General features: G+C 40.4%; 18 protein-coding genes. 6 read left to right on the top strand and 12 right to left on the bottom strand.

What is annotated here, in order from left to right; translation table 11 throughout:
• A complete protein-coding gene (locus M2448_RS16280; RefSeq protein ID WP_280647199.1) occupies positions 1 to 135 on the top strand; it encodes a hypothetical protein in 135 nt (44 codons plus the stop codon).
• On the opposite strand, the gene M2448_RS16275 is transcribed toward M2448_RS16280, so the two are convergent.
• Together M2448_RS16275 and M2448_RS16270 are read right to left on the bottom strand one after the other, a co-directional pair.
• A complete protein-coding gene (locus tag M2448_RS16275) occupies positions 132 to 1,595 on the bottom strand; it encodes a hypothetical protein (protein WP_280647200.1) in 1,464 nt (487 codons plus the stop codon). The genes M2448_RS16280 and M2448_RS16275 overlap by 4 nt on opposite strands.
• A 3-nt stretch (positions 1,596 to 1,598) precedes the next feature.
• Complete coding sequence (locus M2448_RS16270; protein WP_280647201.1) at positions 1,599 to 2,069, bottom strand: CYTH domain-containing protein; 471 nt, start codon at positions 2,067 to 2,069, stop codon at positions 1,599 to 1,601.
• 383 nt (positions 2,070 to 2,452) lie between these two features.
• Here M2448_RS16270 and M2448_RS16265 point away from each other — a divergent pair, with 383 nt between their 5' ends.
• Entirely contained in the window at positions 2,453 to 3,082 is a 630-nt protein-coding gene (locus M2448_RS16265) for a hypothetical protein (protein WP_280647202.1), read from the top strand.
• A gap of 658 nt (positions 3,083 to 3,740) precedes the next feature.
• Entirely contained in the window at positions 3,741 to 4,760 is a 1,020-nt protein-coding gene (gene mltG / locus M2448_RS16260; RefSeq protein WP_280647203.1) for an endolytic transglycosylase MltG, read from the top strand.
• A 9-nt stretch (positions 4,761 to 4,769) separates the two neighbouring features.
• Here mltG and M2448_RS16255 read toward each other — a convergent pair whose 3' ends face one another.
• The 5 genes from M2448_RS16255 to M2448_RS16235 all read right to left on the bottom strand — a co-directional run bounded on the left by M2448_RS16255 (position 4,770) and on the right by M2448_RS16235 (position 10,175).
• Entirely contained in the window at positions 4,770 to 6,182 is a 1,413-nt protein-coding gene (locus tag M2448_RS16255) for an undecaprenyl-phosphate glucose phosphotransferase (RefSeq protein ID WP_280647204.1), read from the bottom strand.
• Between the two features lie 67 nt (positions 6,183 to 6,249).
• Positions 6,250 to 7,113: a CPBP family intramembrane glutamic endopeptidase gene (locus M2448_RS16250; RefSeq protein ID WP_280647205.1), complete on the bottom strand. Its 864-nt coding sequence runs from the start codon at positions 7,111 to 7,113 to the stop codon at positions 6,250 to 6,252.
• A complete protein-coding gene (locus tag M2448_RS16245) occupies positions 7,103 to 7,972 on the bottom strand; it encodes an N-acetylmuramoyl-L-alanine amidase-like domain-containing protein (RefSeq protein WP_280647206.1) in 870 nt (289 codons plus the stop codon). The genes M2448_RS16250 and M2448_RS16245 overlap by 11 nt, the downstream gene beginning before the upstream one ends.
• 10 nt (positions 7,973 to 7,982) lie before the next feature.
• Entirely contained in the window at positions 7,983 to 9,650 is a 1,668-nt protein-coding gene (locus tag M2448_RS16240; protein ID WP_280647207.1) for a formate--tetrahydrofolate ligase, read from the bottom strand.
• 120 nt (positions 9,651 to 9,770) lie between these two features.
• Positions 9,771 to 10,175, bottom strand: coding sequence for a DUF5856 family protein (locus tag M2448_RS16235; RefSeq protein WP_280647208.1), 405 nt, complete (start codon positions 10,173 to 10,175; stop codon positions 9,771 to 9,773).
• 233 nt (positions 10,176 to 10,408) lie between these two features.
• On the opposite strand from M2448_RS16235, the gene M2448_RS16230 reads away from it, so the two are divergent.
• Positions 10,409 to 10,714, top strand: coding sequence for a hypothetical protein (locus M2448_RS16230; RefSeq protein WP_280647209.1), 306 nt, complete (start codon positions 10,409 to 10,411; stop codon positions 10,712 to 10,714).
• Between the two features lie 239 nt (positions 10,715 to 10,953).
• On the opposite strand, the gene M2448_RS16225 is transcribed toward M2448_RS16230, so the two are convergent.
• The 5 genes from M2448_RS16225 to M2448_RS16205 all read right to left on the bottom strand — a co-directional run bounded on the left by M2448_RS16225 (position 10,954) and on the right by M2448_RS16205 (position 15,736).
• Positions 10,954 to 11,553 (bottom strand): hypothetical protein, encoded by a 600-nt coding sequence (locus M2448_RS16225; protein ID WP_280647210.1) that lies wholly within the window; start codon positions 11,551 to 11,553, stop codon positions 10,954 to 10,956.
• 27 nt (positions 11,554 to 11,580) lie between these two features.
• Positions 11,581 to 12,918 carry a dihydroorotase gene (locus M2448_RS16220; protein ID WP_280647211.1) on the bottom strand — a complete coding sequence of 446 codons (1,338 nt, stop codon included), beginning with the start codon at positions 12,916 to 12,918 and terminating at the stop codon, positions 11,581 to 11,583.
• A 225-nt stretch (positions 12,919 to 13,143) separates the two neighbouring features.
• Positions 13,144 to 14,061 (bottom strand): tRNA (adenosine(37)-N6)-dimethylallyltransferase MiaA, encoded by a 918-nt coding sequence (gene miaA / locus M2448_RS16215; RefSeq protein ID WP_280647212.1) that lies wholly within the window; start codon positions 14,059 to 14,061, stop codon positions 13,144 to 13,146.
• Between the two features lie 23 nt (positions 14,062 to 14,084).
• A complete protein-coding gene (locus M2448_RS16210; RefSeq protein WP_280647213.1) occupies positions 14,085 to 14,561 on the bottom strand; it encodes a hypothetical protein in 477 nt (158 codons plus the stop codon).
• Positions 14,562 to 14,749: 188 nt separating this feature from the next.
• The gene (locus M2448_RS16205) at positions 14,750 to 15,736 is read right to left on the bottom strand and encodes a hypothetical protein (protein ID WP_280647214.1); all 987 of its coding nucleotides are present in this window, start codon (positions 15,734 to 15,736) and stop codon (positions 14,750 to 14,752) included.
• 176 nt (positions 15,737 to 15,912) lie between these two features.
• Here M2448_RS16205 and rsfS point away from each other — a divergent pair, with 176 nt between their 5' ends.
• Positions 15,913 to 16,269 (top strand): ribosome silencing factor, encoded by a 357-nt coding sequence (rsfS, locus tag M2448_RS16200; protein ID WP_280647215.1) that lies wholly within the window; start codon positions 15,913 to 15,915, stop codon positions 16,267 to 16,269.
• A gap of 78 nt (positions 16,270 to 16,347) precedes the next feature.
• Entirely contained in the window at positions 16,348 to 18,378 is a 2,031-nt protein-coding gene (ftsH, locus tag M2448_RS16195) for an ATP-dependent zinc metalloprotease FtsH (RefSeq protein WP_280647216.1), read from the top strand.
• The last annotated feature ends 47 nt before the right edge of the window (positions 18,379 to 18,425 follow it).

The following is an 18,425-nucleotide window of genomic DNA, read 5'->3' as shown; positions in this document are numbered from 1 at the left end:
ATGGCACAAAACGATACGACAAAAAAAGTACTGGCAGTGACTTTGGTAGCTGCTGTAGCCGGAGTGGCAATATATGCCTATGTGTGGAAGAAGAAGAAAGAAAGGCGCAGGAATCTGCCTCTGAACTTTATCTAATTAAGTTCCGTAACATCGCTGATACCATTACGGTTAAACATTACGCGGTACTTCTTGTAATATTCATCTTCATCCGATTTGCAGTGTAAGATGAAATATAATGAGTACATCTTATTCCCCTCGATGCTTATATAACCCCTTTCTTCATTGGATATATAAAGCGGAATATGGGGATTATCCATTTTTTGCGTAAAGTTCAACAGATTGATACGTGTAATGTCATTGACACCCGACAGCCTGTATTCTTTATACTTCTCTATCTCTTCCTTCGACAGGTTCACCCATTTTCGGTATAGCATGATTTTTTCATCATACACCTGATTCTCGGCTTCTACAAGCGGGCTGCGTGCGCGTATATTGCGTACTTCCTCCGATAGTTTATTCTCTTCTATGTAGTCGAATGCTTCCTTGATCCATCCTATTTCCTGTTTACGTATGCTCAGTTTCAGCTTGGTGTCGAAATACTTTTTCCCCAACTTGGACGAAAAGTAGTAGCGCATCATATCCTTTATACGGTCTTTGAACATATAGCTGAATACAAGGATGATGAAAAGGTCGGTGGTGAAATTACCGAAACGCTGTGTGGCAAAGAATGAGATCACTGTGGCAAAGATCATAGCAACCCCTGCTGCAATGCTGTAGTAGAACTGCTCGGCAAAGAAGCCGTCCTTTTTCTTAATGATTTGCAGGAAAAGGTCACTCTCTACAAACTTCTTGAGAATGTTGCGTTGCGTGATTACCAGACTGTTGTGCTTCTCATTGTCTTTGTCGAGTAGCATAAAGCCCCTTTTCTTGCGGTGGGCGATTTCGTCTTCTATCAGCTTATGCAGTTTTGGTCTTACCGCCTCGAACAGAGTGCTTGTTCGTAGCAGTCGTATTACCTGAAAGGTATATTGCTCGGTAATATTTCCCAGAAAATCGTCTCCGAACAGGAAGTATTCACGTTGTTGCTTTGTAATATCAGGTTTGCTCAACTCGTCCCACAATTCTCTGTATCGCAAGTTTATCTCCCTGATATCGCGTATGTAAGCCTCTACATGCTCAAGCGTTTTCTCGTCAGTAGTGGTTGCCTTTATTATCTGCACATGGCGGCGAAGCGCACTTTTTACGATACACACCAGCATCTTTACCTGATAGACAAAGCTTTCTGTCTTTACTTCATCGGCAGGGTCTATTACTAAGGCATCCAGTGCTTTTTGCAGGCGTGGTAGGGGGCCACGCCCGGCTTTCAGTATTTCTTCGAGCGAATACACAGGGGTAATCAGGCGCATATTGGTTTTTACATCCCTGTAGAAGTCATTTTTCTTATATGTAGAGCGATTGATATCGAGGCTGTTGGGTACGAATACCCACGTGTTGATCCTGAACTCGTTGATGTCTTTACCATTCTTGTTGGTGATAAAGCCGATCTTGAATTCAAGTGAAAAATTATCGTGTACTTTTACTTCGGTATCAATCATATCTCAATCCCATTTACTATAAGGGTATTTGACCAATGAGGCATTATAGTAACGTTTATCCCCCGTTACTTCCCTTCCCAGCCATTCAGGCTTCTCAAAGTTATCATTTTCGTCGGCAATTTCGATCTCGGCAACTGTTAAACCTTCATTTTCACCGCGAAATTCATCTACCTCAAACGTATATTTGCCACTCGCTATATAATAACGGACTTTGTCTATCACTCCCGGTTCACACAGCAGGAGAAGTTCGCGGGCTTCGGCTACCGGAATCTCCTTTTCCCATTCGTAGCGCGACATTCCCGACTCATTTCCCATCCCTTTGATGGTAAGGTATGCTTTTTCTCCTTTGATGCGTACCCGCACCGTACGTTCGGGTACAGAAGAGAGATAACCCTGTACTATCTCTTCGTGGGTGAAAGCAGCAGCTTTATAGTCTCTTGTTACTAAGAATTTTCGTTCTATTTCTAATGGCATATATTTTTTATTTTAACTAAAACCTTACAAACATTACTAGTTTACTAGTTTTTAAGTCTACTAGCTTGCTAGCATTATTTTCTGTTTTTCGGGCGAACACATGGGTTCACCCCTACAAGCTCATTCCCTTTTTGGGCTTTGCAACCCCCTCTCACTTTGGAGAGGGTCGGGGTGAGGTGAATTTAACTAAAACCTTACAACCAACGGTCACAGGAGCGAAGCGTATGTAATCATTATAAGTTTTACGCAAGTTTTCGTTTTTATTTTCCCATTTTTATTTCTCCTCTGTGTATTGATAAAATTCCTGCCGGTTGATAATGCTGGTAGCAGAAAGTCTTTGTATAATCAAAATTATCCTTTATTTTTGAAAAAAGATAAATACCATGAAAAAAACATTCTTCATATTATTTTGTATCTTATCAATACAATGTTATTCGCAAATAGAACTAGCTGAGATAACGGTTTATGAAGATACCACCATATTCTCAAAAGTTCAGATAGTTGACTTCGGAAAATATAAAGGATTCATATTTCCAAAAGAGTATGGCTCAATCATATTTTCACACCCAAAAGATAAGAGAAGCTGCTTTGATATTGATAAGCCCCTTATTCTTAAGGTTGATAAAGAGTTAATTAGCCAATATTATTCTGCCAATAAGTATTTTATGGAACGACGATTCCAGGAAATTTATGAAAACGAGAAAATGCATCCCGGCTCCTATGATGTCAAGGCTCTCAATAAGGATCGTAAAGATTATTGGAAAATATTTAAGAAAAATAAAAATAAGATGGAAGAATATCTGGAAAGTTCTGATCGACAGTATATAGGCTATGTGTCGAATAAAGGCGAAAAAATTATTCGAATACAGATTGTTCCCCATCATTATAATTATGATGATAACTTTATGAGAAAACGTTTTGCTCCAATTTATACATCACAAGATGGGTCTGATGTTATGACCATGCATTATCATCTTTCGGCCAATAGGATAACTGTAAATGAAGATTTTTAATTATTATGATAGTCTGCAGATTCTATTGTTTGCATATAGTAAATCTATTTTACATCAATATCCTTTTCAAGGCAGAAGGCAACAAATTTATCACGAATATTGCCCCATTGTATTGATCATAAATGGGCATTGGTTGCAGTAGCTATTTTGTTATCATTATTTGTATTATTCCTTACTTATGAAAAATCTAAAACCGCTACTGTAATTGGAGGAATTATAATAGTTTTTCCTATTGTTATACTAAATTTTCCAATGTTTGTGGAAATAATATTTATTACTCCAGCTGTAACATTTATTCCTTTTTTCTTTTCTTTACATTCATATATGAGTCGTAATTACAGAGAAACCGCGCGATTGCATCGCGTGGTTATGAAGCCAATTTTATAAGTTAACAAAAACTTTATCTATAAGAATAGCTCACTTAACAGAATAGAAAGGGATATTGAATTGAGAAACCGGCCGAACCAATGGATAGGTGAATAAGGAAAGAAAAAGTAATGGAAAGTAAAATGATTCAAAAACGTTACCTTCGTTACATTTTAGTTAAAAAAGGTGTTTTATTTATTTGCTATAATAGAAAAGGTAAAAGCATAAAAGATTGCATACTCATAAAAAAATACACTATTTTTGGCTTTATTTTGCTTCAACAGGTTTAGATATGAAAAAGAAGATATTATATATTGTAATTATAGTAATCGCTCTACTTGCCGCACTGGGTATATACGGCTATAGTATTCTATCCACAGGATTTAATATAGACAAGACAGTTTATATCTATGTAGACCAATCGAAAAATTACGATAGGTTGTTAAAGGAAGTAGAAGATAGTGCGAGAGTCGAAAGTTTATCAAGCTTCAAACTATTGGCTTCCGCTCTTGGTTACGAAGATAATTTAAAGACAGGACGATATGCCGTAACACCTGATATGAAAGCTATCGATCTGATCAGAAATCTCCGAAGCGGACATCAGGCACCTCTTAAGTTGAGGTTTAATAATATCCGGACAAAAGAAGACCTTGCCGAGCGTATTAGCGAACAATTGCTGATTAGTAAAGAAAGCCTGTTATCTGCTCTGGATGATAAAGATAAATGCGAGGGGCTCGGATTTACACCTGAGACTGTGGTGGCGATGTTTATACCCAATACATACGAGTCCTATTGGGATGTAAGTCTGGACAGCTTCCTCAAACGTATGCAAAAGGAGTACAAGACATTCTGGACAGACCAGCGAAAGAACAAAGCTAAAGAAATCGGGCTGACAGAGATTGAAGTATCCACTCTGGCATCTATAGTGGAAGAAGAATGTACCTACACAGACGAATATCCGATGGTTGCAGGTCTGTATATAAACCGTCTTCGTCTGGGACAGGCTTTGCAGGCTGATCCGACAGTGAAATTTGCAGTAGGTGATTTCAGCCTGCGCAGAATACTCAATAAGCACCTCGAGGTAGATTCTCCTTACAATACCTATAAGCATACAGGATTGCCTCCGGGACCTATTCGCATTCCATCAATAAAGGGGATTGATTCTGTACTGAACTTCTCAGAGCACGAGTATTTGTATATGTGTGCCAAAGAGGATTTCTCAGGTTACCACAATTTTGCAAAAACGTTTGCCGAACATCAGTTGAATGCAACTAAATACAGAAAGGCTCTGACTGAAAGGGGGATTTTCTAACAAAGTGAATTAATAAGCGTTCTCTTCGCCTTTGACAGCGTTGCGTATCGTACGATAGATAATCTTCAGATCGAGAAAGAAAGTCCAGTTTTCAAGATACCACACATCGTGTTTTACCCTGTCTTCCATCTCTTCGACTGTTTTGGTCTCACCCCTGCATCCCGAGACCTGTGCCCATCCGGTAATACCGGGTTTAACAAGGTGACGCACCATAAATTTGTCAATAATGGATGAATATAGTGCTGTATGTTGCAGCATATGAGGGCGAGGGCCAACGACAGACATATCGTTTTTGAATACATTGATAAACTGCGGTATTTCGTCTATACTGGTACGGCGCATAAAAGCCCCGATTTTAGTAACACGCGGATCTCCCTGAACCGCTTGCAATGTATTTGCATCGTCATTTATTTGCATCGATCTGAATTTGTAGCAATAGAACTCCTTCCCTTTGAATCCGGTTCTCTTCTGCTTGAAGAATACAGGACCCGGCGATTCAGTCTTTATGATAATGCCGAATATGATATACAGGATAGGGAAAATGGTGATGAGCACCAGTATTGAGAAAATAAGGTCGAAAGTCCGTTTAACAAATCTGTTGGCAAAATGCTGCAATGGCTCATACCGGAGACTTAATACGGGGGTAGACTCTATGAAGTGTAAGGAAAACCGACGCCTGAAGAACTTATAAAACTCCGGAATAAGGTGGAAACGGATCATGTTCTTTTCGGAGAAGTGGATCAGATCGTATATTACATCTTCCTGGCTACCCGGTAAGGAGCAGAATATTTCATCAACTTTTGTAGTCTGGGTATAATCCTTGATATCGGACAATCCTCCCAGATAATTAGGCATGTTATCCTTTTTATCCGGATCATCTTCGAAGAAACCAAGTATCTTATAGCCGTATTCGCTGAATATCAGGGATTCGTATGTCTTGATACTATTGGAACCTCCCCCTACGATGATCACTTGTCGGTAATTATAGCCCTTTCGCCTGTACGACTTTAGTAATATACGGAATAAGACATGCCATGCTACAAACAATGTACCCAATACAAAGACGCCCATTAGCCATGGAGTGAATGGAATGCTTATAATGTGCAAAACAGAAAAGCCTGCGGTAATGAGAATGGTATATACAGTGATGAACAGAGTTGAACGTTGTACTATTTTTTCAATATATACAATATTGGAAGATATATGAAAGCGTATGAAAGAGGCCGTTATAAAATAGCACAGGTTGATGAGGAGCAGGGCTATAATCTTCTCTCTGTAATGCAGATGGCTGATAACCAATTCTTCATTTCGGAATATGACATATGCCGATATGAAGAATACATTTATCAGCAGTATATCGCCAACATGAACGATCCAGTCAATGAGGAATCCGTACCCTTCTTTTTTCTCTATTGTGTCCATAATGCAAGTAATGCAGATGTAAGTGTAAGTGCAAATATAATAACTTACTTTTCGGCTTTATAGTATATTATAGTTTTTTGTGAAGAATAAATAGTATGATAGCAGATAAGATAAAGCTTGAAATAATCAGCGGAGCATTCTCATTAAGGCTGAAATACCCCATTTGTTCATTTTCCGGAATATCGTAATACACATATATCAGAAGCACATTCACTGCATTATGAATGGTGTGTGTAATTACAGGCACCCAGATACTACCCGACCATAAGAACAGATAACCTAAAAGAGCACCAAGCAATACACGCGGAACAAAGCCATAAAACTGAAAATGTACGATACTGAATATAATGGCTGTTATCCATACGGCAATATGTTTGTTTGTGACTATCTTCTGTACGATCTGTTGCAGGCATCCCCTAAAGAAAAACTCTTCGGCAAGACCCGCTACTACAGCTATCACAAGCAGATTGAGGATGAGGGAGAAAACACTTCTGTCCGTAAACAGGACTTTTAATGTCTTCTCAGCAGCAGCTTCCCCATTCTTTATCCATCCATCAAAAGATGCCATCGACTCGGGTAATACAATCTGATGATTGTAATAACTGATGCAATTTATAAAAGGTTGAATGACAATGATAAGCAATATGGCTAAAATGATCAGCAGGAGGTTCTGGCTTTCTTCCGTTTTAAGATAAGTTTTCGGACTGCCCTGACACAGATAGGCAAAGGCTAGTGAGGGGAGCAGAAATATAAAGACAGTCTGTATTGCCTGCACCATCTGCATTGTGCGTGCTGATTGATATATCTCTTCCGAATTTGTGAACAGTGTAATTATAAGGACTCCTGTTATCAGTCCGATGGAAGCAAGGAAGAAAAAGAAGAAGAACTGTGACCAGCCTCCCATACCATGCAAGATACCCTTATTCTCCATATCTGTTCTCCGGTTTTATTCTGAATATGCTTATTCCTGTACAGTTCTTCGAACTCTTACAGTAATTGAGTAAGGTCTTTGTTTCTATAACAACCTGCTTAGCCCTGCTCGAAGCATGGATAAAATGCATTGTTCCGTTTTGCCTATAAGCAATACCCATATGAGAGTAGTCAAGTCCGGCTATAGATGTGGCAAAAGTAATAATGTTGCCGTTTTCGATCCCCTTCTCAATTGCTGCTATTTTAGCTAATGGGATGATCCGGTACGAATCTCGTTTGTTTATTTCTTTTTCAATGTTGCTCAGTTCCCTGATATTGGAAGGACTGTTCTTGAGATGCTTGTACAGATTCGGGTGTGTCGACATAAAGTTAACAGGCTGTACAACCTTTTTTCCTCCCGGTTTAAGGCTTATATTTTCAAACACATTCTGCTTTTCGTTCTCGAAAATCCAGTCGGTAGTATAATGCAGACGCGACAAATAGCCGTTTATTTCGCCGTCCCGATAACGTATCTGTTTAAGTATCCGGCAGTAATTGCCGAAAGAGGTGTCTCCTGACTTTATAGTCTTTGCCAAAGCGATACTGTTCTCTACCAAAGTCGTGCAATCAAATTCCCTCAGGTTTATTATCAACTGTTCTTTGTCCGACACTTCCAATGTAGATGCTACATAAGGTTTCCCCATGAAGAACTTGGATGTATTCACTATCAGTTCATCCAGTGGCTTATCTCTTTCTGATTTAAACTCCTTTATATACTTTTCATAGATAACAGAATCCTGCTTGCTATACACAACATCTGCACCTTGAGCCGCACAGAACAGGGAGCAAAACAGTAATATAAGTACAAACAAAGGTTTCATAACAAATCTATCAGCTAAGTCCTTCTATCACTCCGTCTACAATATCGATATGCTTAGCCTGTGGTTCGGCAGGCAATCCAGGCATACGCATAATGCTGCCGGCAATAGCAACAATAAATTCCGCACCGTTATTTATCACAATATCGTTGATTGTAAGTGTAAATCCTTTCGGTGTACCATAAGCATGAGCATTGTCAGAAAACGAATACTGCGTTTTTGCTATGCAGACCGGATACTTTCCGATACCCAGTTTAGCGATCAGCGGCAATTTTTTCTTTGCCTTGTCAGCTAACACAACCTTGTCGGCTCCATATATCTGTTTCGCTATCTTCTCTATCTTCTGCTCGGTAGAATCTCCGTCTTCATATACAAATCGCAGAGGCTCCGATGGGGTCTGCTCTATAGCTTTTACCACTTCCTTTGCAAAGTCGATAGCACCATCTCCACCATTGGCAAAAGATTCGTTGAGCGCAAAACCAACCCCCATACTTTTGCAATGATTTTGGATCAAGTCGATTTCTTCATCGGAATCGAATCCGTATTTGTTAAGGGCTACCAATACATTCTGTCCGAACGACTTCATATTGGCGATATGTTTGTCCATATTGGCAAAGCCGTTTTTCAGACCTTCTATATTCTTTTTCTTAATATCCTCTATCGGCACATTACCGTGCATTTTCAGTGCTTGGGTGGTGACAACAATAATGGTAAGTTTCGGAGCGATTCCTGCTTTCCGACATTTTATATCAAAGAACTTCTCTGCTCCCAAGTCTGCGCCAAAACCGGCTTCGGTAACCACATAATCGCTGTGCGACATTGCCATCTTAGTTGCGATGATAGAGTTACAGCCGTGTGCAATATTGGCAAAAGGCCCTCCGTGTATAATGGCTGGAGTATTCTCTGTTGTCTGCACCAGATTCGGGTTTATGGCATCTTTCAGCAATACAGTGATGGCTCCTGCTACACCCAGATCGTTTACCGTAAAAGCACTACGGTCGGCAGCATATCCGAGAATAATGTTGCCTACCCTTCTTTTCAGGTCGTCGAGATCTTTTGAGAGGCAAAGGATAGCCATTATTTCCGAAGCGGGAGTGATCTCGAATCCCGACTCGGAAGGAGTGCCGTTTTCAGAGCCGTTGAGTCCCGTAGTAATGTATCTCAGGTTGCGGTCGTTCACATCGAGAACACGCTTCCACACCACCTCTTTCAGAAACTTATCTGTTCCTCTGTTCCTATATAGATAATTATCCAGCAAAGCCGTAATCATATTATGCGCCGATGTGATGGCGTGGAAGTCTCCAGTGAAATGCAGGTTGATGTCTTCCATCGGCAACACCTGCGCGTATCCGCCTCCGGCAGCTCCGCCCTTCATGCCAAAGCATGGGCCTAATGACGGTTCGCGTAATGCGACGATTGCTTTCTTTCCTATCTTGTTCAGTCCTAAGACCAATCCTATCGAAGTGGTGGTTTTTCCTATTCCGGCTTTCGTGGGAGTGATAGCAGTAACAAGTATGAGCTTACTCCGGCTTATCCTGTCTGCATCGATCAGCGATACAGGGATTTTCGCAATATACTTTCCGTAATGGTGGATGTACTCGGGGTTTATATCCGTATTTTCAGCTATTACGGATACGTTTTTTAGTTTTATGCTCCGGGCTATTTCAATGTCTGTTTTCATGATCTGATTTGTGTCTTTATATGGTTTGCAAAGGTATAAATTTTTAAGCAACAAAGGCCATCTTTAGGGAGATAGCCTTCATCATATTTTGTTTATCGGACAGTTTGTTCCGATTCCTTATTATTGTAGTCTTTTCAGGCGATACAATAATTGTTGGATAGCTTCCTGATAGTCATCGATGATTGCCTGAGTGAAAGCTTCTGCGAAAAGCTCTCTCTGAGTTTCAGAATAGGCAAAGAAATCTTCAGCATGCTTTACAATGTCTGTAGGGTTCTTTGTTTCAGGGATAACGATGTTCAGGTCACCTTTCAGTGCATAAGAAGTTTCGACAAGACGGTCTGTTACATCCAGCAGGTCTTCTATAGCCTGATCCAGTGCAATGTGTTGAGCATAGCTGGCTTTGCCTGTTATGTGCCAGTGATGAAGCTTCAGGCTGCTGTTGAATGAAAACATTTTACCAATGAATGTTGCAATTTCAGCATTAACTGAGGTTGCTTTTTTTTCTTTTAATGTTGATGTACTCATAATGATAAAGTTTATTTATTATTTTTGTTTTTATATAGACAAAGTTAATGACAAAAGCAGCGATTATCAAATTAAAACAATCGAATGTTTATATGTTAATATAGATTCTGTTTATTATGTATTTTGAAATATTCACACCGCTTATGTAATTATATAAACAAATCTAACTATTAATTGTTTCGGGGAAGTTAAAATTTTGTGAGGCCATCTTGATTTTTTATTATATTTGGTTCATGAAAGGATTCGTGAAGTTTAGCTTTTGGTTCTCTATAGCAAGTATTTCCGTTAATCTGATTGCTGTTATACTTGCATTTACTTTTGGAGATAGTTTGCGTTTTCTGGAAGGCTTTCTTTTTTATTCATGTTTTCTTACTCCGATTCTGAATTTACTGATCATGCTAGCCTGCCTTTTTGAGGCTTGTTTCAATAAAGAAGACAGAAAGCAATTAATGATAAACAGCCTGCTCCTGCTGCTTGGTAGTCCCATCTCAATTATAGCAATGTTTCATATAATATTTTCTTCCGGTTACAGAGGGTGATTATTTATTCACATGAAATATTTTAACTAAAACCTGACAACTCTTACTAGTTTATTAGTTTTTTTAGTTTACTAGCTTGCTAGTTTAAATTTTCCTCCGCCGATTACTTTGCAATTCTTTTTTCTAGTAAACTAGAAACATCGTTCAGCGGAACAAGGTGTAGCTAACTCTATAATCTAGTACACTGGTTATTCAAAGATCGCTCAGGATATAGATAAAAATAATGGATGATGATATATCTAATAACTTTGCAAGCTTTTTCCTTTTCTTATAGCTTTTAGAATATTCTTTCGGGTTGTTTTCAACGAAGGGGGAAGCTGTGAATCTTCCACTATATCCAATGCTGTACGGAATTCCTGCAGTAATTCGGGAATTATTCTGCACATTTCATAAGCCAGTTTCATACAAATAGTTGTAGTTCCGGGAGCTTCTTTTCTTGCTATCATTTCTTCGAGGCAATAATCAAGAAAATCAATGCGCGGTGGGTTTGCCAGTGGTTGCCTGTAAAGCAGATTAAGCAATAATCTCTGTTGTGACTTATTTGTTGTCAACAGTAGTTTATCTATCATTTCATCTTGTTTCTGATACAACCATCTGTTTTCAGATAATGAAAAGTGGTTCATTATCCACAATGTGTTAGTTACAATCCTCTCGTCTTCATCGAAGATCAGGTTATATAGCCTCTGCCTGCCTTTATTGTTGTTCTGAATCAGATATGTAATCTCATGGATGTCATCCATACTGATGCGCCCCGATAAGCGTTTTCTGAGATTAGACGGGAGCTTTTTGCTACTTTCGCTTTCTCCTAGAAAGTATATTATGATAGGTTCTCTTTCCATAACATATTATTGTCCTATGTCACACTTTTACCGATCGAATCGCAACCTTTCGCCCCTTACCTCATTTACTGTTCCGTTCTCGAAAGCGATTTTTCCGTTGAGGAATGTTTTTTCTATGGTTGCCGACATGGTTTCACCTTCCAGTGGCGACCACTTGCATTTGTATAGTATATTTTCCTGTGTGATTGTGTATGGCTTATTCGGGTTAACCAGTACAAGATCGGCATAATATCCTTTGCGGATAAAACCACGCTTATGTACCTGAAACATGATTGCCGGAGCATGGCACATCTTGGTTACGACCTGTTCTTTCGATATTTTCCCTTTCTTAGCCAGTTCGAGCATCATTTGCAGTGAGTGCTGTACAAGCGGACCTCCCGATGCGGCTTTCAATGCACCACCCTGTTTTTCTTCCAGCAGGTGGGGAGCGTGATCGGTAGCTATTATATCCAGCTTGCCTTTGAGCAGTCCCTGCATGAGTGCGCCGCGATCTTGCCGCGTTTTCACCGCAGGATTCCATTTGATGCGTGTACCGTATTTGGAATAATCTTCATCCGAAAACCAAAGGTGATGTACACAGACCTCTCCTGTTATTTTCTTTTCGGCTAGCGGTTTTATATCGAACAGGCCAATCTCTTTCTCGGTGGAAAGGTGCAGAATATGCAGACGCGACTGATATCTGTCTGCCAGTTCCACAGCTTCTGCTGACGACCGGTAGCAGGCTTCTGCACTACGTATCAGCGGGTGATATTGTATAGGAACATCGTCACCGAACTGCGCCTTGTATTTAGCCATGTTCTCGCGTATTATCTCTTCTTTTTCACAATGGGTAGCTATCAACATATCTACTTCAGCAAAAATGGCTTGCAGCACTTTTTTATCGTCAACAAGCATATTTCCGGTCGATGATCCCATAAAGACTTTTACACCGGGTATCTGTTTCGGATCAGCCTTTTTCAACTCCGCGAGATTTTCGTTTGTCGCCCCCAGATAGAATGAATAGTTGGCGTATGATGTGTTTGCACCTATCTCGAATTTCTGTTCCAGCAGATCGAGTGTGATTGTCGGCGGCTTGGTATTGGGCATCTCCATGAAAGAAGTGACGCCTCCGGCGATGGCTGCACGGCTTTCGCTGGCAATATCACCTTTGTGAGTAAGTCCCGGTTCGCGGAAATGCACCTGATCGTCTATCACACCGGGTAGCAGCCACAGGCCATTGGCATCTACGACTTTTGCCTTATTGAGTATATATTCGGGTACCTCTTCGATACGGTAAACTTCGGTGATAAGGTCGTTTTCTATCAATACCGAGCCGGTAAATGAACAACCTTCGTTAATAATGGTCGCTTTATGGATAAGTATCATGTTGTGAAATAAAAAAGATTTCTACAAAGGTAAATTTTATTATGGATAACGTCTGTAATTCCTCGAAAAAGTGGAATAGAGGTTCACACCTCATCTTTTAGAGTAAATACAGCCATATTATCCCAATCGAATACCGCATTTTCGGAATAATTGCGTTCTCCCATATACAGTAGTTTAGTAATCTAACGTTTATCTAATATACAATTAAAATATTACTCATATTTTTTATTCAGCCAGCAACGCCATCACTTCACTTATTTTCTTTTCCATCGGCAACGTAGCGTCTATCCAATGAATATGTATGCCTCTTTTCTCCATACCCCTGAACCATGTCATCTGTCGTTTGGCAAACTGATGGATGGCTATTTCGAGTTGGGTGAACATTTCTTCGTAGGTTAGCTGTTTCTGTATGTAAAGCGTAACATATTTGTATTCGAGCCCGTAATAAATAAGATCATCGGCGCTGACGCCCTTGTTGAGTATCGCCTGCACTTCCTCTATCATTCCTTCTTTTAAACGTGCTTTCAAGCGTTCCGATATTTTCTTTCGGCGGAGTTCCCTGTCTATATCTACTCCTACGACCAGGCTGTTGAGTGGAGGGAATTCGTTCGTTTCCATCGGGTGTTCTTTCTTATATTCCTCTATCTCGATGGCACGTATGGCACGCTGGGCTGTATCCACATCGGTGCTGTTATGTAAGATTTTATAACTTGCCAGCATCTCGGTCAGTCGGGGCAGGTTGTAATCTGCATATTTCTTTCTGAGTTCTTTATTCTCCGGTACATTAACAAGAGAATAACCTTTCAGTACCGATTCGATATATAAGCCTGATCCACCGCAGAGAACAGGTAATTTTCCCCTGTCTTTTATTTCAGTATAGACCTGATGAAAATCGTGCTGATATTCAAAAATATTGTATTTATCACCCGCTTCGCGTATATCTATCAGATGGTAGGGTATAGGTTTGCCATCAACGATGTAGTCCGAGAGGTCTTTTCCTGTGCCGATATCCATTGACTTATACACCTGCCGCGAATCGCCACTTATGATTTCAGTGTCGAGTGTTGAAGCCAGATGGCAGGCAAAGGTGGTCTTGCCGGAAGCAGTAGGTCCAAGTATGGTGATGAGGTCGTAATTCTTCATATGGCAAAGTTAAGCTATTTCGGTCAATAGCTTTTCCTGTTTTCCGTTAAACTGATGACCAGATCTATTATTAGCCCTAAGATAAAAAACCACAGGCTACTGATGGGGAAAGTATAAAAGGAACCCATTATCAACTGCCCATCTGAGCGATAGTCCAACTTTATAGCCCAATAGATATAGAAGACGAGAGGATGCACTATCAGATAGGACATTGCCATTATCAAAGCAATTTTGATTTTAGTTACCTCCCGATCGTTGATTACCTGCTTGCGTACATAGTATATAGTTGCTATTAGCATAATGGCAAAAATAACAGACATTACGATAATCGTAACCCGCCCTACATTACTGTATGGCTCGTTGTCTACAAACGCGGAAACAATGCCCTCAACAATAGCTCCCGGGATCAAAGAGAAAGCAGGTACAATAATGGTTATTGTAAGCAGCATGGAGACAATTGTAAATATGCTCCCGACTTTAAGTCCGTTATAATCGTTCATTTTCTTCTTGTGCTATGTTGTTTATATGTCTTCCTTACCTCACTTTTTTTAGCGCGGCAACGCATTATCAACTCAAAGAACCGAAAATACGATAAATTTCTTGTATTTTAATGGAAAGAGAAAAACGGATTCCCACAAAATTACTTTTGATGCAGGAATCCGTCGGTATATTTTTTACTTATAAGAATTTAAACTTCTTCTTCCCTCTTGCTCGGCAATGCTATAATGACATATGAAAATATGAAGTACACACTCATTAAAACATAGAAGAAACGATTTGAGAAGAGATACATTACGGGCTTGTCATCAAAGAAGCCGGTTGCCAGTGTAAAAATATAGAAACCGATCAGTGCCACTAAAGAGAAAAAAGCTACGATGATAAACGCACTGTTAATCCCTGCATCCCGCGATCGTTTTACGAAAATTTTCAGATAGAAATAAACGTATGCAACTATGGCGGCCAGACCTGCCAGCTTAGCAATTGTAGGATTATATGCCAGCCATGATGCCATCAACTTAAAACAAATGAAAACTGCGGTGTACGCCAGAAAGAATTTTGTCAGGCCAAATATGCAGCTAATAGAATCGTATGCATCGTAGTCTACTTCCTCTTCATTATCCACATCAGCCTGTCTGGATAGGAGTATAACTATTATGATGGTTGCTACGATAAATATTCCCGTGATAATGAATCCTGTAGGAATAACCATGTCTACATCGGAGAGATCGGAAGCATCGCCTCCGTAGCTACGCGCACTTGTACTTTTGTATTGAGCATACTTAGAAAGTGCGTTCAGCAAAAAATAAGAAGCGTATGTTATTATAGCAAAAACCCAACCTATTACTTTCGCATACCCTAAAGCCCTGCAACGTTTCAGTGTAACGAAAATCAGTGAAAATGCCACAGCGGTAGAAGTAAAATACAATATAGTCATCAGGCCACCGAGAATCTGTATCAGAAATAAATATGTGTCCCCATCATATATTGTAGGAATGTTTCTTATGAAACCCAATGAACCACCGAGAGACTCCCATCTGTATATAAGATTATTTGTTGAGAGCATAATAAGTAAGAAAAGCAGGCTGCCCCAATATTGGCGGCGGGTAATGCTACCCCGATAGTCGAACAGCATCCGGAAAAATTTGTTTTCGATCATAGTATTATTCGTTTCCATGTAGTTTGTTCTCCACAGGCAAATATAGTTTTTTTGCCTTATCTATTCTAAAATATGGTAATATTTATTGTAATCTTGCATTAAATCTTTGTTCTTCTAACGTATGTAGGCTTGTTGTTCGAAAAATCACCCTATATTTGTAGGTTCAAATAGATTCAAACACTTTATAATTACGGATGAAAGAAGTAAAGAGCTTAGTAAACAACATCGTGGCTGCATGTCAGGAAAAAAAAGCAAGAAATATTGTAATCGTCGATATGACCCAACTTCCGGGAACAATTTGCCAATACTTTGTTATTTGTGAGGGAAACACGCCTATGCAGGTGGGAGCTATCTCAGACGAAATCGTGGATGCGCTGAAAAAGAAAAAGGAACGTCCTCTCTCGATAGACGGTCTGCGCGAAGCCCGTTGGGTAGGAATAGATTATGGTACGGTTATTGTACATGTTTTCTTGCCGGAGTTGCGCGAATTCTATAACATCGAACATCTGTGGGCTGATGCCAAGCTGGAGAGCATACCCGACTTCGACTAACAACAATCTCCTGTAGTTGCTTGTTATACGTTTTCAACAACCAAAGGGAATAGATTAGAAACCGTATCTGAAAAATATATGGATAATTATAACAAAGAAGATAAAAACAAACCCAAGATGCCATCTACCAAAGGGCCTAAGATGCCATTCAACCTGTATTGGATCTACCTGTTGGTATTCGGTGCTATTATCGGGATGTACTTCTTCACCGAGAACAGTGTCACTAAAGAAGTACCCTGGACCGATTTTCAGGGTTATGTAGAAAATAACAGCATCAACAAAATCGTTGTCGACAACAAGAACAATACGCTGAAAGCATTCGTTCGTCCCGATTCGGTGAAAACCGTATTCAAAACCGATGCCGAACGTGCAGGGAATAACCCAGCCATTGTTGTAAGAATACCGTCGGCTGACAAATTTTCAGATTTCTACGATAAAGTACGTGCAGACTATAAGTACAATATAGATGTCAGCTACGAGAGCAGCACCAGTGCTGTGGAAATCTTGCTCAGCTTCTTGCCTATACTGCTTATATTCGGACTCTTCATCTATATGATGCGCCGCATGTCGGGCGGAGGTTCCGGTGGCGGAGGAGGCGTATTCAGCGTGGGCAAATCCAAAGCACAGCTGTACGACAAAGGTTCCGACCTGCGTGTCAGTTTCAAAGACGTAGCCGGTCTATCCGAAGCCAAAGAAGAGATTGAAGAAATAGTTGAATTCCTTAAAAATCCGTCGCGTTATACTGAAATAGGTGGTAAGATACCTAAAGGAGCCTTGCTGGTAGGCCCTCCGGGAACAGGTAAGACCTTACTTGCAAAAGCGGTAGCCGGAGAAGCCAATGTTCCGTTCTTCTCACTGTCGGGTTCCGACTTTGTGGAAATGTTTGTCGGCGTGGGAGCTTCGCGTGTACGTGACCTTTTCAAACAGGCAAAGGAAAAATCGCCTTGTATTATCTTTATTGACGAAATAGATGCAATCGGTCGCGCGCGTGGCAAGAATCTGAACATGGGTTCGAACGATGAGCGCGAAAATACGCTGAATCAGTTATTGACAGAAATGGACGGATTCGGTACCAACAGCGGTATTATCATACTGGCTGCTACCAATCGCGCCGATATTCTCGACAAAGCTCTGCTTCGTGCAGGACGTTTCGACCGTCAGATCACTGTAGACCTACCCGATCTGAATGACAGGAAGGAAATATTTAAAGTACACCTGCGCCCTGTAAAAATAGATGATACTGTAGATGTGGAATTTCTTGCCCGCCAGACACCGGGATTCTCGGGTGCGGACATTGCCAATGTATGTAACGAAGCTGCGTTGATAGCTGCACGTAAAGGCAAAAAAGTGGTGCAAAAAGAAGATTTTACCAATGCCGTAGACCGTATCATCGGTGGATTGGAGAAAAAAAATAAAGTAACTACGCTCGAAGAGCGCAAAACAATAGCCATACACGAAGCCGGACATGCTACTCTCAGTTGGTTCCTCGAATATGCTAATCCGCTGGTAAAAGTAACCATCGTACCGCGAGGTAAGGCGTTGGGTGCTGCATGGTATCTGCCCGAAGAAAGGCAGATAACCACGAAGGAGCAAATGCTCGATGAGATGTGTGCATTGCTTGGCGGACGCGCTGCCGAAGATGTATTTATCGGACATATATCATCCGGTGCGGCTAACGATCTCGAACGTGTTACCAAACAGGCTTATGCTATGATCTCTTATCTTGGGATGAGCGAAAAAATGCCTAATCTGAGTTATTACGATTCGTCAGGAGAAGGATACGGATTTACAAAACCATATAGTGAAGAAACTGCCCTTCTGATCGACAAAGAGGTACAGGCTATGATCAATGAACAGTATGAGCGTGCTAAACGCTTACTGAAAGAACATGCCGATGGTCATGGAAAACTGGCGAATCTCTTGATTGCTGAAGAGGTGATCTTTGCCGATGACCTGAAGAAGGTATTCGGCGAACGTCAGTGGGTTTCTCGCTCAGAAGAATTACTGAAAGAAACCGAAGAGCTTCCTAAAGATGTGGAGATAGAAATTAAAAAAGGAGAAGATGCTCCCGGAATAATCACTCAAGAAGACCAATCGGAAGAACAATAAGGATTTATCCCACTAAACAATTACCCCTAAATGTCTGTAATATACAC

Source organism: Dysgonomonas sp. PF1-14 (assembly GCF_029892965.1).
Classification (GTDB): Bacteria; Bacteroidota; Bacteroidia; order Bacteroidales; family Dysgonomonadaceae; genus Dysgonomonas.
This window is presented reverse-complemented; position numbering and strand designations above follow the sequence as displayed.

What these genes read in the sequence shown, in the direction of transcription:
- M2448_RS16280 (WP_280647199.1), top strand. Translation starts at nt 1, where the DNA reads ATGGCACAAAACGATACGACAAAAAAAGTACTGGCAGTGACTTTGGTA.
- M2448_RS16275 (WP_280647200.1), bottom strand. Translation starts at nt 1,595, where the DNA reads ATGATTGATACCGAAGTAAAAGTACACGATAATTTTTCACTTGAATTC.
- M2448_RS16270 (WP_280647201.1), bottom strand. Translation starts at nt 2,069, where the DNA reads ATGCCATTAGAAATAGAACGAAAATTCTTAGTAACAAGAGACTATAAA.
- M2448_RS16265 (WP_280647202.1), top strand. Translation starts at nt 2,453, where the DNA reads ATGAAAAAAACATTCTTCATATTATTTTGTATCTTATCAATACAATGT.
- mltG (WP_280647203.1), top strand. Translation starts at nt 3,741, where the DNA reads ATGAAAAAGAAGATATTATATATTGTAATTATAGTAATCGCTCTACTT.
- M2448_RS16255 (WP_280647204.1), bottom strand. Translation starts at nt 6,182, where the DNA reads ATGGACACAATAGAGAAAAAAGAAGGGTACGGATTCCTCATTGACTGG.
- M2448_RS16250 (WP_280647205.1), bottom strand. Translation starts at nt 7,113, where the DNA reads ATGGAGAATAAGGGTATCTTGCATGGTATGGGAGGCTGGTCACAGTTC.
- M2448_RS16245 (WP_280647206.1), bottom strand. Translation starts at nt 7,972, where the DNA reads ATGAAACCTTTGTTTGTACTTATATTACTGTTTTGCTCCCTGTTCTGT.
- M2448_RS16240 (WP_280647207.1), bottom strand. Translation starts at nt 9,650, where the DNA reads ATGAAAACAGACATTGAAATAGCCCGGAGCATAAAACTAAAAAACGTA.
- M2448_RS16235 (WP_280647208.1), bottom strand. Translation starts at nt 10,175, where the DNA reads ATGAGTACATCAACATTAAAAGAAAAAAAAGCAACCTCAGTTAATGCT.
- M2448_RS16230 (WP_280647209.1), top strand. Translation starts at nt 10,409, where the DNA reads ATGAAAGGATTCGTGAAGTTTAGCTTTTGGTTCTCTATAGCAAGTATT.
- M2448_RS16225 (WP_280647210.1), bottom strand. Translation starts at nt 11,553, where the DNA reads ATGGAAAGAGAACCTATCATAATATACTTTCTAGGAGAAAGCGAAAGT.
- M2448_RS16220 (WP_280647211.1), bottom strand. Translation starts at nt 12,918, where the DNA reads ATGATACTTATCCATAAAGCGACCATTATTAACGAAGGTTGTTCATTT.
- miaA (WP_280647212.1), bottom strand. Translation starts at nt 14,061, where the DNA reads ATGAAGAATTACGACCTCATCACCATACTTGGACCTACTGCTTCCGGC.
- M2448_RS16210 (WP_280647213.1), bottom strand. Translation starts at nt 14,561, where the DNA reads ATGAACGATTATAACGGACTTAAAGTCGGGAGCATATTTACAATTGTC.
- M2448_RS16205 (WP_280647214.1), bottom strand. Translation starts at nt 15,736, where the DNA reads ATGGAAACGAATAATACTATGATCGAAAACAAATTTTTCCGGATGCTG.
- rsfS (WP_280647215.1), top strand. Translation starts at nt 15,913, where the DNA reads ATGAAAGAAGTAAAGAGCTTAGTAAACAACATCGTGGCTGCATGTCAG.
- ftsH (WP_280647216.1), top strand. Translation starts at nt 16,348, where the DNA reads ATGGATAATTATAACAAAGAAGATAAAAACAAACCCAAGATGCCATCT.